This window comes from Actinocrinis sp. (assembly GCF_035650855.1).
Classification (GTDB): domain Bacteria; phylum Actinomycetota; class Actinomycetes; order Streptomycetales; family Catenulisporaceae; genus Actinocrinis.
The window spans coordinates 1-14,323 of the sequence record NZ_DASRGV010000022.1; the positions used below are offsets into that span (position 1 = coordinate 1).

The window sequence follows — 14,323 nt, forward strand, 5'->3', positions numbered from 1 at the left end:
GTCCGACGGCTCCTGGCAGTTCAAGAACCAGAACAGCGGACTGTGCCTGGACGTGTACGGCGCCGGCAGCAACCAGGGCCAGCAGCTGGACCAGTGGCCCTGCAAGAACGCCCCCGGCACCAACCAGGACTTCAACCTGCGCTGACGTCCCGGGAACGCCCGGGGAGCGAAAGCCCGGGGAATGAATAGGGCTGATCCACCCTGCCCATGTCGACATGGGCAGGGTGGATCAGCCATCTGATCCGGCGGACTTCTCCTCGGCCTCGCTACCGCGCGAGCAGGACCGCCACGAGCGTCACCAGCGCGGGTACCGTCTGCACGAACAGGATGCGACGCGACGCGGTCAGCGCGCCGTACCCGCCGGCCACCGCGACGCAGCCGAGGAAGAAGACCTTGGCCGCGAAGCCGGTCGGATCGGACGCGATCAGGCCCCAGACCAGTCCGGCCGCCAGGAAGCCGTTGTACAGGCCCTGGTTCGCGGCCAAGGTGCGCGTCTGCGCGGCGAACTCGGGCGTGGTGCCGAAGGCTCTGCGCGCCCGGCCCGTCGTCCACAGAAACATCTCGAGGACCAGGATGTAGACGTGCAGGGCGGCCATCAGGGCGACCAGAATATCCGCGGCGATCATCACGACGCGTAGCGTAGCCGCTTGTGGCACCGGTGCCGTGGTTATCCACCTGTTGTTCACCTGTCCCCGCAGCCGATTGGAGCAGCATGCAGCCCTCAACCGCACGCTTCGTGCTCGATCCCGCGTTCGACGTCGCAGTGGTCGATCCCCGCTTGTTCGGCGCGTTCGTCGAGCATCTCGGCCGCTGCGTGTACACCGGCCTCTACGAGCCCGAGCATCCGACCGCGGACGAGGACGGCCTGCGCACCGACGTCCTGGAGCTGATCCGGCAGCTGGGCGTGAGCGTCGTGCGCTATCCGGGCGGCAACTTCGTATCCGCATACAGGTGGGAGGACGGCGTCGGCCCGGCGCGGCAGCGGCCGCGCCGGCTGGATCCGGCCTGGCGCTCGATCGAGACCAACCGGTTCGGCCTCGCGGAGTTCATGCGCAGCCTGCGCAAGACCGGCGGCGCGCCGATGCTGGCGGTGAACCTGGGCACGCGCGGCGTCGCCGAGGCCCTCGAACTCTTGGAATACGCCAACCACCCCTCCGGCACCGCCCTCTCCGACCTGCGCGTCGCACACGGCGACACCGCGCCGTTCGGCGTGCGGCTGTGGGCGCTGGGAAACGAGCTGGACGGGCCCTGGCAGATCGGCCACAAGACCGCGACCGAATACGGGCGGCTGGCGGCGGCCACCGCGCACGCCATGCGCCTGATCGACCCGCAGGCCGAGTTCGTGGTCTGCGGCAGCTCCGGCCGCGGCATGCCGACCTTCGGGGCCTGGGAAGCCGAGGTGCTCGAGCACACCTACGACCTCGCGGACTACGTGTCCGTACACGCCTATTACGAGGAGCGGGAAGGGGACCGCGACTCCTTCCTCGCGTCAGCCGTCGACATGGACGCGCTGATCGAGGGCGTGGTGGCGACGTGCGACTACGTCGGCGCGAAGTTGAAGTCCGCGAAGCGGATCAGGCTCTCCTTCGACGAGTGGAACGTCTGGTACATGTCGAAGCAGTCGCCGGAGGGACCGCGCGACTGGTCGGAGGCGCCGCGGTTGCTGGAGGACGTGTACTCGGTCACCGACGCCGTGGTCGTCGGCTCGATGCTGATCTCACTGCTGCGCCACGCCGACCGCGTGGCGATCGGGTGCTTGGCGCAGCTGGTCAACGTCATCGCGCCGATCATGACCGAGCCGGGCGGCCCGGCCTGGCGGCAGACCACGTTCTTCCCCTTCGCCCAGGCCTCCCGCTACGGCCGAGGGCGCGTGCTGCAAGTCCACGCCGACAGTCCTGCTTACTCCACCGCCGTCCACGGGACCGCGCCGATCCTGCATGCGACCGCGGTGCTCGACGAGGAGAGCGGCGCCGTCACGATCTTCGCGGTCAATCGCAGCCAGAGCGAGCCGCTCGCGCTGCGGGTCGAGCTGCGCGGACTCGAAGCGAGCGCGGTGCTTGAGCACTCGGTGCTGACGGACGCCGACGCGGACGCGAAGAACACCCTCGCCGAACCGGAGCGCGTCACGCCACAGGCGGCTAAGGGTTCTGAGATCGTCGGCGGCGTGCTGGACGCGACCCTGCCCCCGTTGTCCTGGAACGTGATCCGGCTGGGTTCGCCGAAGTCGATCTCAGGCGCCTGACGCGCCGCGCGCCAAGAGCGCTATGAGACCGGGCCGGTGCTGCTGCGCAGATCGATCGGCGGCGTCAGCAGCACATGGGCCGGTGCGCTCTCCGGCTTCGCGATGCGCTCGCGCAGGAAGTCGAGCGCGGTCGCGCCCAGGGCGGCGGCCGGCACATCGATCGCGGTCAGGTTGGGGTGGAACTGCTCCGCCCACTTGCGGGCCACGATCCCCGTGATCGACAGGCGGCCAGGCACCTCGAGCCCGATCCGCTCCAGCGCCCGCTCCATCCCGGGCAGCGCAGCCTCGTTGATCGTCACGATCGCGGTGACCCGCGGGTAGGCGTCGAGAATCGCCTCGATGCAGCTCTCGCCGGCCCTGGCGTTGTCGGCGCAGCAGAACTCGACGCCCTCGGCGTCGTGGCGCGAAGTGGCCCGGGCGAAGCCCTCGCGTGCCCGGTGCGCCGGTCCGTACCCTGACATCACCAGGCTGGTCGAGCGGTTGATCAGCGCGATGTGCCGGTGCCCGAGCCCGACCAGGTGATCGACGCATCGGCCGACCAGCGCCGCGGTGTCCAGATCCACCCAGGACATCGCGTTCGGCCGGGTGGGCCGGCCGATCAGCACGAACGGAATGCGCGCGCGGCGCAGCCGCTCGGCCCGCGGATCGTCGAGCCGGACCTCGGTCAGGATGACCCCGTCCACGTGCCGGCCGGTCATGATCCGCTCGAACGAGCTGTCCTGGTCGTCCCCGGAGGGGGAGAGCAGCACGTCCAGATCCGCCTTCGCGGCGGCGCCCATGACCGCGCCGACGAACTCCAGTTGCATCGCGGTCAGCTGCTCGGCGGCCGGCGGCATGACCAGGCCCACCGCGCCTGTGCGCGGCCGCTTGTTCGACTGCGCCGGGACGGCCGGACGGTATCCGAGCTCGTCGATGGCCGCGAGGATGAGCTCCCTGGTGCCGGCGGAGATCGTGCGTTTGCCGCTGAGGGCGTACGACACGGTGCTGCGCGACACCCCGCAATAGCGGGCGACCTCGCCGATGTTCATCGGGCTCCCTCGCAGCAGACCGGCGCGCCGAAGTGTAGCCATCCCATGTCCGGCTGACAACGCTCGGCCGGCGAGCGCGGGATTGGACGTAGGATGTTTTCCGCCCGCCGCAGCGTCAGGCCACCGAGTGAGGTCGAGACATGTCACTGACCGACAAGGCGATCGACCGCATCCGAGAGCTGATCCAGTCGGGCGAGCTTCCGGCCGGCTCCCGGCTGCCGTCGGAGCCGCGGCTCTCGGCGCAGCTCGGCATCTCCAGGAACCTGACCCGTGAGGCGGTCAAGGCGCTGGTGCTCGCCCGGGTGCTGGAGATCCGGCGCGGCGACGGCACCTACGTGACCAGCCTGGAACCCGGCGTGCTGCTCGAAGGGCTCGGATCCGCGATCGAGCTGCTGCGCGGCGACACCCTGCTGGAGCTGACCGAGGTGCGCCGGCTGTTCGAACCGGTGGCCACCGGCCTGGCCGCGAGCCGCATCTCCGCCGCCGAACTGGCCGCGGTGGAAGGCCACCTGGCGGCGATGCGCGAAGCGCGCGACGACGTCGAGCTGCTCAACAAGCACGATGCCGCGTTCCACCGCGCCGTCATGGCCGCGACCGGTAACGCCACGCTGGCGAGCCTGTTGGAAGGCATCTCCAGCAGGACCGTGCGGGCGCGGGTCTGGCGCGGCATGGTGGACGGCAACGCGGCGGAGCGCACCCTTGCGGAGCACGAGGCGATCTACCAGGCGCTCGCGGCCGGCGACGCCGCGTTGGCCGAAGCCGCGGCGCTGATGCACGTGAGCACGACGGAGAAGTGGCTCCGCAGGCACCTGGCCGAGGACGCCGACGCGGACGCCCACGGCGACGAAGACGACGACGCGTGAGGTAAAGGGCGCCGGCCGAGCTGTCTGGATGCGTCGGTGCCCCACCGCATCCAGACAGGACCATGGCCGGACAGCATCCATGGGATGTGTACGGGGCTGGATCGAGGCTAGCTGGCGGCGCGGCTTTGACAGGCTTCTACGACACCAAACCGCGCTCTGAGCGGTAGTAGGCGGCGAAACTTTCATCCAGGCAGCCCCGTCACGGGCGATCTCGGAGTAGTCAGACATCCCACCTTGCGGCGGCGGAAGGCGGAGCCGTCGCCGCGCGGCCACCCAGATTTCAGCGGCGTTCCAAGGTCTTGACGGCCTTTGTATGACTGCGTAGTCTGACTGCGTAGTCAGAGACCGGGCTCGCTACCATGCAGCGAGCGATCGACGAAGGGGACGCCATGAACGGTGCGGCGCGCCAGGGCGCGAGCTCCGCGCTGCCGCGCAGCGTGGACGTGGCCCGAGTCGCCGGCGTGTCGCAGAAGACGGTCTCGCGCGTGCTCAACGACGAACCGTACGTCTCCGACGAGGTGCGCAGGCGCGTGCTCGAAGCGGCTGAACAGCTCGGCTACCGGCTCAACGGCGCCGCGCGGGCGCTGGCCTCGGGGCGGACGCGCTCGATCGGCGTGGTCACCCTCGGCACCGCACTGTTCGGCCCCGCCTCGCTGCTCATGGGAGTCGAGCGGGCCGTACGGGACACCGGCTACGCGCTACGCGTGGTCAACACCATGGAAGGCGACCCGGCCGGGATCGCCGGCGCCGTCGAGTCCCTGCTCGAGCAGGGCGTGGACGGCATCGTCATCTCCGAGCCGATCGACGAGGGCGAAGTTCCCGTCCGCGTCGACGTGCCCGTGCTCGTCATCGGTGCGCCGGCGCCGTTCGCGGCTCCGCGCGTCGTGACCGCGGGCGTCGGCGCCGGCCTGCTGGCCGGCGCGGCCACCGAGCACCTGCTCGACCTCGGCCACCAGACCGTGCACCACCTGGCCGGGCCACAGCGCTGGTACGCCGCACGCGACCGTCTCGCGGGCTGGCGCGCGGCGCTGGCGGCCCGCGGCAGGCACCAGCCCGCGGTGGTCGAAGGCGACTGGTCCGCCGCCTCCGGTTACGCCGCGGGCCGCGCACTCGCCGCCGACCCCTCGGTCACCGCGGTGTTCGCCGCGAACGACGACATGGCGATCGGCCTGATCAGAGCATTGATAGACGCCGGACGCCGGGTGCCCGACGACGTGAGCGTGGTCGGGTTCGACGATGTCCCGGTCGCCGCGTACATCACCCCACCCCTGACCACGGTGCGCCAGCCGTTCGATGCCGTGGCCAGGGAAGGACTCGAAATGCTCGTGCACGCCATCGAGCACCCGCGCGCGGAATCCTCCCCGGCGGCCGACCCGCCGGTCGAGCTCATCGTGCGCGCCTCGACGAGCCGGCCGCCCGGAAACCCCGGAACCCGGTCTCGCCGCATCAGCCAGCGCTGACGACGCTCGCGGGTTAGCCCTCCCGCGGCTCCAGATCGCCCGCGCGTGCCCTCTCAGACCCCACACACGTGTCCCCGCGCGCCCAGCTCGGCGCGCGTCACCCTCACCTTCCCAACGGCGGGAGTCCAGCCATGCCCAAATCCACCCCCTTCGGCATCCAGTCACCGATGAGCCGGCGCCGCTTCCTCGGCGTCACCGGCGCGGTCTCGCTCAGCGCAGCGCTGGCCGCATGCAGCAACGGCAGCGGCAGCGGCGGTTCCGGCGCGGCCGGCGGCGCGCCGGTCAGCCAGGCCGACATCGACAAGGCGATGGCCACGCCCACCACGCTCACCTTCTGGACGTGGGTGCCGAACATCGCCGCCGAGGTCGCGCTGTTCGAGGCGAAGTACCCCGCGATCAAGGTGAACGTCGTCAACGCGGGCCAGGGCACGCCGCAGTACACGAAGCTGCGCACCGCGCTGCAGGCCGGCAGCGGCGCGCCGGACCTGTGCCAGATCGAGTATCAGTACGTTCCCACCTTCACCATCACCGACAGCCTGCTGGACCTGCGGCCGTACGGCGCCTCCGCGCTCAAGGCCAAGTTCGTGGACTGGACCTGGAGCCAGGTCAGCGGCCCCAACGGCGAGGTGTTCGCGATCCCGCAGGACACCGGCCCGATGGGCATGCTCTACCGCAAGGACATCTTCGACCAGTACGGCATCACAGTCCCCAACACCTGGGACGACTTCGCCGCCGCGGCCCGCAAGCTGCACGCCGCCGACCCGAACGTCTACCTGACGAACTTCGCCGCCAACCAGGCCGCGGCCTGGCACGGGCTGCTCTGGCAGGCCAACGCCAAGCCGTACACGGTCTCCGGCAAGAGCACCGTCGCCATCAACGTGGACGACCCGGTCTCGCAGAAGCTCGGCGCGTACTGGGGCGGTCTCGCCAAGGAAGGCGTCATCGGCGTCGAGACCGACTTCACCGACTCCTGGTACGCCGGACTGAACAAGGGCACGTACGCCACCTGGCTCACGGCCGCCTGGGGCCCCGCGTTCCTCTCCGGCTCGGCCGCGTCGACCTCCGGCAAGTGGCGCGCGGCCCCGCTGCCGCAGTGGGACGCCTCCGCGCCCGCCTCCGGCAACTGGGGCGGCTCGACCACCGCGGTGATCAAGTCGACCGAGAACCCGATCGCCGCGGCGCAGTTCGCGCAGTTCCTCAACAGCGACCCGGACAGCGCGAAGCTGTTCGCCACCAAGCAGTTCTTCTTCCCGGCCACCAAGGCGCTGCTGGCCGACCAGAGCTTCGTCGGCGCCACCCCGGCCTTCTACGGCGGCCAGCAGGTCAACCAGGTCTTCGCGGACGTCAGCCAGACGGTCAACACCTCGTTCCAGTGGCCGCCGTTCCTCGACCAGGTGGTCACCGACTTCACCGACACGGTCAGCAAGGCGCTCTCCGGCAAGGGCGACGTGGTCGCGTCGCTCGCGCAGTGGCAGTCGCGCATCGTCAGCTACGCCAAGGGCCAGGGCTTCACGGTCCGGGGTTCGTGAGCGAATAAGGATCCGACGATGACTGCCACGACCACGCAGGTGCAGCAGACCGCGCGAGACCGGTCGGCGGCGGGCCGGCGGCACCGGATCGGCGGTGTGCGCGCCGGTGCCGCGGGACCGCTGTTCGTCGCGCCGTTCCTGGTGCTCTTCCTGCTGCTCTTCCTCACTCCACTCGGCTACGCCGCGTACCTGAGCCTGTTCCAGCACAAGCTGATCGGCGGCACCACCTTCGTGGGCCTGCAGAACTACATCAACGCGCTGAAGGACCCGCTGCTGCTGCACGGGGTCGGACGCGTGGCGCTGTTCTTCCTGATCCAGGTGCCGGTCATGCTGCTGCTCGCCCTGCTGTTCGCGCTCGCGCTCGACAGCGGCCTGCTGCGGCTGGCCAGGGTGATCCGGCTCGGCATCTTCGTCCCGTACGCGGTGCCGAGCGTGGTGGCGGCGCTGATGTGGGGGTACCTGTACGGGCCCAACTTCGGCCCGATCGCACAGCTGGGCCGGCACTTCCACCTCTCGACGCCGAACTTCCTCGGCAACTCCTGGATGCTCGGCAGCCTCGCGAACATCGTGACCTGGGAGTTCGTCGGCTACAACATGATCATCCTGTACGCCGCGCTGCAGACCATCCCGCGGGAGCTCTACGAGGCGGCGGCCGTGGACGGCGCCGGCGCCTGGCGGATCGCCCGCGCGATCAAGCTGCCGGCGCTGCGGCCCGCGCTCACCCTCACCCTGCTGTTCTCGGTGATCGGCAGCTTCCAGCTGTTCAACGAGCCGAAGCTGCTCCAGCAGATCGCCCCGGACGTCATCGACAGCGGATACACGGCGAATCTGTACGCGTACTCGCTCGCCTTCACCGGACAGCAGGTCAACTACGCGGCCGCGGTCTCGTTCCTCCTCGGGCTGGTCATCGTGATCGTCTCCGATGTGTTCCTGTACGTCGCGAACCGCAGGAGGAACGCATGACGGCCATCAACACCTGGCCGGGCAAGCAGCGCCGCCGCAACCGGCTCTCCCGTCGCAGCACCCCGCTGACCATCGCGATGCTCGCCGCACTCGCCTACTTCCTCGTCCCGCTCCTCTGGCTGGTGGTCTCCTCCACCAAGAGCACCTCGGACCTGATCAACACCTTCGGGCTCTGGTTCGCCCGCGCCCCGCAGCTGTTCGGCAACATCCACGACACGCTGACCCAAGACAACGGCGTTTTCGTGCGATGGCTGCTCAACACGGTCCTGTACGCCGGGGTCAGCGCCGTCGGCGCCGCCTTCCTCGCCGCCGCCGCAGGGTACGGATTCGCCAAGTACCGCTTCCGCGGCCACGGAGCCGCGTTCGGCCTGGTGGTCGGAACCATCATGGTCCCGGCGACCGCGCTGGCGATCCCGACCTACCTGCTGTTCGCGCAGGTGCACCTGGTCGACACGCCGTGGGCGGTGATCCTGCCCTCGCTGATCAATCCGTTCGGGCTGTACCTGATGCGCATCTACACCCAGGACGCCGTGCCGGACAGCCTGATCGAGGCGGCCCGCATCGACGGGGCGGGGGAGGCGCGGATCTTCTTCACCATCGCGCTGCGGCTGCTCGGCCCCGGCCTGGTCACCGTGCTGCTGTTCACGCTGGTGTCCACCTGGAACAACTACTTCCTGCCGCTGATCATGCTCAACAACCCGCGGCTGTACCCGGTCACCGTCGGCCTGTCCTCCTGGGCGGCGCAGGCGCAGAACGGCGGGGCCGGATCGAGCAGCACCATGCTCCCGCTGGTGGTCACCGGCTCGCTGCTCTCGATCATCCCGCTGGTCGTGGCCTTCCTGCTGCTGCAGCGCTACTGGCAGAGCGGCCTGGCCACCGGCGCCGTCAAGCAGTGACGGACCCTCAGTCCCACCCGCACCACGATCCCGTTCGGAGGTCCCGCATGGCGGTCCTGCCCGCCCGCGTCCTGTTCGGCGCCGCCTACTATCACGAGTACCAGCCCTATGAGCGACTCAAGACCGACCTGGACCTGATGGCGGACGCCGGGTTCACCGTGATCCGGGTCGGCGAGTCGGTCTGGTCGACCTGGGAGCCGGAGAACGGGCGGTTCGACCTGGACTGGCTCCAGCCGGTGCTGGACGGCGCGCACGAACGCGGGATCTCGGTCATCCTGGGCACCCCGACCTACGCGGTGCCCCCGTGGCTGGCGCGGCAGTACCCTGAGATAACCGGCGAGCGCTGCACCGGACAGCGCATCGGCTGGGGCGCGCGCCAGGAGGTCGACTTCACCCACCCGGCCTTCCGCTTCCACGCCGAACGGATCATCCGCAAGATCCTGGCCAAGTACGCCACGCACCCCGCGGTCATCGGCTTCCAGGTGGACAACGAACCAGGGCTCGAACTGCTGCACAACCACGGCGTCTTCCAGCGCTTCGTGGACCACCTGCGCGCCGAGTACGGCGAGGTGGAGAACCTCAACCGGGCCTGGGGCCTGGTCTACTGGTCGCACCGACTCTCCACCTGGGCCGACCTGTGGACCCCGGACGGCAACGCGCAGCCGCAGTACGATGTGGCCTGGCGGGCGTTCCAGGCGAAGCAGACCACGGAGTTCATCGCCTGGCAGGCCGACATCGTGCGCGAATTCGCCCGGCCCGACCAGTTCGTCACCACCTGCATCTCGTACACCCGCCCGGCCGTGGAGGACGACGAGCTGACCGACGCGCTCGACGTCGCCACGGGCAACCCGTACTACGACATGCAGGACGGCCTCGCGCTGCCCGACACCCACGGCGACCAGGTGGAGCAGAAGTGGAAGACCAGCGGCGTGTGGGCGCTGTATCAGACCGCTGACTGGATGTTCTCCTCGCGCCAGGCTCCGTTCCTGGTCACCGAGACCAACGCGAGCAGCATCGGCACGCACTGGGACAACCGGCCGGCCTTCGACGGGCAGTGGCGCCAGGCCGCCTGGGCGCTGGTGGCCCGCGGCGCTCGCATGATCGAGTACTGGCACTGGCACACGCTGCACTTCGGCGCGGAGACGTACTGGGGCGGGATCCTGCCGCACAGCGGACGCCCCGGCCGCACCTATCGCGAGCTGGCCAGGCTCGGCGCGGAGTTCGACGCCGCCGGGGAGCTGGTCGCCGGGCTCGAGCCGGACGCGGACCTCACCCTGCTGTACTCGACCCCGAGCAAGTGGCTGATGCAGAAGTACCCGCCGATCGCCGCCCCGGACGGCGGCCCCGACCCCGCCGCGTACCACCGCATCTTCGACCCCTTCTACCGAGGCGCGTTCGATTCCGGCCGGCAGGCGCGGATCGTGCACGCCCGGCAGCTGCACGATCCGCGCGGCGAACGCGAGGGCGTCGCGCCCGAGGCCGCGGCGCAGCGCCATCCCGTGCTCGTCGTGCCAGGGTTCTACCTCGCCGACGACACGACGCTCGACTGGCTCGCGCAGTACGCGCAGGCAGGCGGCCACCTCGTGCTCGGACCGCGTACCGGATACGCCGACCAGGAAGCCCGCGCGCGGCACGAACCGGCTCCCGGACGCCTCGTGACGGCCGCGGGCGTCACCTACGACGAGTTCAGCAACCTCTCGCGCGACATACCCGTGCACACGTCCGTCGGCAGCCCGCTGAGTCTGCCGGCGAACGCGACCGCGACGCGCTGGGTGGAGGCCCTGAACGTCATCGACGCGGACGTGCTCGCCGAATACGACCATCCGCACTTCGGCCGCTGGCCCGCGGTCACCACGCGCCGGCACGGCGCAGGCCGGGTCACCTACGTGGGCACCGTGCCCGGGCGCGGGCTGGCTCAGGCGCTCGCCGCGTGGCTGGCTCCCAATCCGCGCAGCGGATGGAAGGGCCTGCCCGCCACGGTCACCGCCACGACCGGCACCGCGCCGGACGGGCGCCGCGTGCACATCGTGCACAACTGGAGCTGGCTGCCGACCACCGCGAAAGTGCCCGCCCGGCTGTCCGACGCTCTCGACGGCGCCTCGATTCCCGCGGGCGCGGCGCTGAACCTCGGCGCCTGGGACGTGCGCGTGCTCTTCACCGGTTGATTCGTCCGGCGCAGAGGCCGGATGTACCCATCCGGTCGCGGTGCGGTTCGGCTTCCACCCGGTTTGGTGCCGATCTGAACGGACATCCGTTCTTGGTCACCGGAGCGAACAGCCGGTGCCGACTGCGGGAGTCTGTGAGGTGTTGCGACATGGCTAAGCGACATGGGGATCCGGTTCTGGAGCGTCTGGTGCACGCGGTGGAGCAGTCGCCGGCGGCGGCGGTGCCGGTCGCGGTCAGCGTGCGGGGCACGCGACTGCGCGGCGAGCTCATATCTCAAGACGCCTATTTCGCCGAGCTGGCTTCGGGCGGCGCGCTGCTCGGCGCTCTGGGCGCGGAGGCCGTGGGCGGTTCCGACAAGGACTTCGACAAGAAGTCCTCCGACGGGTTCGTGCACCTGCGCGGCGCCGCGACGGCGGAAGGTGCGCCCGGTGCGGTGTGGCGGATCGCCGTGGGCGCGGTGGACGCCTGGAGCCTGCTGGCCGGACGGGAAGACCTGGCGCGCGAGCACGAGGACAAGGGCGGCGGAATCGGATCCATCTTCGGACGCGACCCGGAGCGCTGATCGGCCCCGGCCCGTCACGCGCATTTCGGGTGCAGTACACCCGCACCGCATACCTTCGCGGCCGTGGATTCCGACGTGCGTGTTCTCGAGCTCGACGCAGGACCGGCGGAAGCGTCAGCCGCCCCTCGCCGACGGCTGACGCGGTTCCGCCTCGGCCCGATGGACGGCGACGCGCTGCGGGTGTGGCTGATCTCGCGTCTCGGGATGGTGCTGATCACCTGGGCCGTCATCTGGACCGGCTGGGGCGCGGCGGCCAAGCAGCCGCGCGGCTGGGCCTCGATGTGGCAGCGCTGGGACTGGCTGCGCTTCTACGACATCGCAGCGCACGGATATTCACTGCGCGCCCGGCACGGCGCCTCGATCGCCTTCTTCCCCGGCTATCCGGGCCTGCTCTACGCGGTGCACCTGATCTTCCGCTCCTGGGTGTATTCGGGCCTGCTCATCTCGCTGGTCGCGGGCGCGATCGCGGCGGTCGCCCTGGCCCGGATCATCGCGCTGGAAGCGGCGCACCTCGGCGACTCGCAAGCCCGCTCCGCCGTGCGCGACGGCCTGACTCTGTTCGTCTGGGCTCCCGCGGCGGTCTTCCTCGCGGCCGGCTACAGCGAGGCGCCGTTCCTCGCGTTCACGCTCTGGGCCTGGCTGGCGGCTCGCCGCGAACGGTGGATGGCCGCGGGGCTGCTGCTGGCCGGCGCGGCGACGATCCGCGTCAACGGGCTGTTCGTGCTCGCCGCGGTCGGCGTGCTGTTCCTGCAAAGCCGGCCGCGCACCCCGCGCGCCTGGCTGCGCGGCGGATGGCTGCTCGTTCCACTGCTGCCGGTCGCCGGGTACATGGCGTACCTGCACTCGCTGACGGGCAACTGGAACGCCTGGGAGCACGCCGAGCGGGTCGGCTGGAACCGGCACCTGTCCTACCCCTGGCACACCTTCGCGAACACCTGGCACTACGCGTTCGGGCGCTACCTGACCGCCCACGAGTCCTGGGAGTACCAGCTCGAAATAGCCGTAACGCTGCTCGGCATCGGCCTGGTGGTGTGGCTGGCGGTCAAGCGCCGGTGGGCCGAGTTCGTCTACGCCCTGCTGTCCGTGGGCACCCTGGCCACCTCGCACGTCTACCTGTCCGTGCCGCGCGAAATGCTGACCTGGTGGCCGTTGTGGGCCGCGCTGGCGGTGTGGTGTGTGCGGCGGCCGTGGGTCAAGACGGTCTATCTGACCGTCTCGGCACCGGTCATGTTCACGGTCGCGTACCTGTTCCTGACCGGTCGCTGGGCCGGCTAGCCCGCCTGGCGGGCTCCGATCAGCCGCCGCCGCACCGAGGCCCACAGTTCCGCGTCCGTAATCCCCCGACCGTCCAGCAGGGTTCGGATACCCGGCAGATCCCGCGGACTCAATGTGCGGTACTCGCGGTGATCCGTCTGCACGATCGCGGCGTCCACGGTCGTGCCGGGGGAGTAGGGCTCGAAGCCGAGGGCGCGGATCTCCTCGTCGTCGTACATCGGGTCGGCGACGGTCACCAGGGCGCCCCGTGCCGCCAGCGCCTCGACCGTGGGGAACACCCCTGAAAAGGCCGTCTCCTTCACCCCGCCCCGGTACGCGATCCCCAGGACGACGACACGAGCGCCGTCCAGCTCGCCGTGCTGCTCGGCCAGCAACGACACGGCGTACTCGGGCATCGAAGTGTTCACCGCGCGCGCGGAGCGCACGACCTCGGCGTCAGGGTCGTTCCACAGGTACATGCGCGGATAGACCGGGATGCAGTGGCCGCCGACCGCGATGCCGGGCTGGTGGATGTGGCTGAACGGCTGACTGTTGCAGGCCTCGATGACCGCCGCGACGTCCACGCCGATCCGGTCCGCGTACCTCGCGAACGTGTTGGCCAGGCCGATGTTCACGTCCCGGTACGTGGTCTCGGCCAGCTTGGCCAGTTCCGCGGCCTCCGCGCCGCCCAGGTTCCAGACCCCGTTCGGCCGGGCCAGGTCGCGGCGGTGGTCGAATTCGAGGACCTGCTCGTAGAACTCGACGCCGCGCCGCGCGGACGCCGCGTCGATGCCGCCGACCAGCTTCGGGTACCGGCGCAGGTCGTCGAAGATCCGCCCGGAGGAGACCCGCTCCGGGCTGAAGACCAGCGCGAAGTCCGCTCCCGCGACCAGTGCGGAGCCGGCCTCCAGCATCGGCGCGAACCGCTCGCGCGTGGTGCCGACCGGCAGCGTGGTCTCGTAGCTCACCAGCGTCCCGGGGCGCAGCCCGGCCGCGATCGCGCTGGTCGCCGCGTCGAGCGGGCGGAAGTCCGGCGTGCCGTCCCGGTCCACCACCAGCGGCACGACCACCACCACGGCGTCCGCTGCGGCGACCGCCGCGGTTCCGTCCGTGGTCGCGGTCAGCAGCCCGTCCGCGACCACCTGCTTGAGCGCTTCGTCCAGCCCGGCCTCGCCGGGGAAGGGAGCGGCGCCCGCGTTGACCAGGTCGACGACGCGCTCGGCGATGTCGACTCCGACAACCTGGTGACCGCGGCCGGCGTACTGCACGGCGAGCGGGAGGCCGATCTTACCGAGGGCGAAGACGCAGATCCGCACGGGGAAATCCGATCAGGGGTCGAGTGGCTGGAGGAAAGAGCGGC

The 14,323-nt window shown here is 70.4% G+C and carries 13 protein-coding genes; 10 read left to right on the forward strand and 3 right to left on the reverse strand.

The features are described 5' to 3' along the window. Positions 1-145 (forward strand): RICIN domain-containing protein (locus tag VFB40_RS01685; RefSeq protein WP_324847495.1); only part of this gene is annotated, 145 nt, incomplete at its 5' end. Between the two features lie 121 nt (positions 146-266). Here VFB40_RS01685 and VFB40_RS01690 read toward each other — a convergent pair. Beyond that, entirely contained in the window at positions 267-629 is a 363-nt protein-coding gene (locus tag VFB40_RS01690) for a DUF1304 domain-containing protein (RefSeq protein WP_349261300.1), read from the reverse strand. Between the two features lie 83 nt (positions 630-712). On the opposite strand from VFB40_RS01690, the gene arfA reads away from it, so the two are divergent. After that, the gene (gene arfA, locus VFB40_RS01695) at positions 713-2,242 is read left to right on the forward strand and encodes an arabinosylfuranosidase ArfA (protein WP_324847451.1); all 1,530 of its coding nucleotides are present in this window, start codon (positions 713-715) and stop codon (positions 2,240-2,242) included. 20 nt (positions 2,243-2,262) lie between these two features. Here the strand turns inward: arfA and VFB40_RS01700 are convergent, their stop codons facing one another. Then, on the reverse strand, positions 2,263-3,270 hold the full coding sequence (locus tag VFB40_RS01700; protein ID WP_324847452.1) for a LacI family DNA-binding transcriptional regulator: 1,008 nt from the start codon (positions 3,268-3,270) through the stop codon (positions 2,263-2,265). 140 nt (positions 3,271-3,410) lie between these two features. On the opposite strand from VFB40_RS01700, the gene VFB40_RS01705 reads away from it, so the two are divergent. The 8 genes from VFB40_RS01705 (at position 3,411) to VFB40_RS01740 (ending at position 12,984) form a co-directional block, all read left to right on the forward strand. Further along, positions 3,411-4,133, forward strand: coding sequence for a FadR/GntR family transcriptional regulator (locus tag VFB40_RS01705; protein ID WP_324847453.1), 723 nt, complete (start codon positions 3,411-3,413; stop codon positions 4,131-4,133). A 389-nt stretch (positions 4,134-4,522) separates the two neighbouring features. After that, positions 4,523-5,593, forward strand: coding sequence for a LacI family DNA-binding transcriptional regulator (locus tag VFB40_RS01710; RefSeq protein WP_324847454.1), 1,071 nt, complete (start codon positions 4,523-4,525; stop codon positions 5,591-5,593). 131 nt (positions 5,594-5,724) lie between these two features. After that, the gene (locus VFB40_RS01715) at positions 5,725-7,122 is read left to right on the forward strand and encodes an extracellular solute-binding protein (RefSeq protein WP_324847455.1); all 1,398 of its coding nucleotides are present in this window, start codon (positions 5,725-5,727) and stop codon (positions 7,120-7,122) included. A gap of 18 nt (positions 7,123-7,140) precedes the next feature. Further along, positions 7,141-8,085 carry a carbohydrate ABC transporter permease gene (locus VFB40_RS01720; protein ID WP_324847456.1) on the forward strand — a complete coding sequence of 315 codons (945 nt, stop codon included), beginning with the start codon at positions 7,141-7,143 and terminating at the stop codon, positions 8,083-8,085. Next, complete coding sequence (locus VFB40_RS01725; RefSeq protein ID WP_324847458.1) at positions 8,082-8,981, forward strand: carbohydrate ABC transporter permease; 900 nt, start codon at positions 8,082-8,084, stop codon at positions 8,979-8,981. Before VFB40_RS01720 ends, VFB40_RS01725 begins: the two co-directional genes overlap by 4 nt. 47 nt (positions 8,982-9,028) lie before the next feature. Further along, a complete protein-coding gene (locus VFB40_RS01730; protein ID WP_324847459.1) occupies positions 9,029-11,146 on the forward strand; it encodes a beta-galactosidase in 2,118 nt (705 codons plus the stop codon). 149 nt (positions 11,147-11,295) lie between these two features. Next, entirely contained in the window at positions 11,296-11,709 is a 414-nt protein-coding gene (locus VFB40_RS01735; RefSeq protein WP_324847460.1) for a GvpU-like protein, read from the forward strand. A 75-nt stretch (positions 11,710-11,784) separates the two neighbouring features. Then, positions 11,785-12,984, forward strand: a complete 1,200-nt coding sequence (locus VFB40_RS01740) for a mannosyltransferase family protein (RefSeq protein ID WP_324847461.1) — start codon at positions 11,785-11,787, stop codon at positions 12,982-12,984. On the opposite strand, the gene VFB40_RS01745 is transcribed toward VFB40_RS01740, so the two are convergent. Next, a complete protein-coding gene (locus VFB40_RS01745; RefSeq protein ID WP_324847462.1) occupies positions 12,981-14,279 on the reverse strand; it encodes a nucleotide sugar dehydrogenase in 1,299 nt (432 codons plus the stop codon). The two genes, VFB40_RS01740 and VFB40_RS01745, sit on opposite strands and share 4 nt — an antisense overlap. Positions 14,280-14,323: the final 44 nt, after the last annotated feature.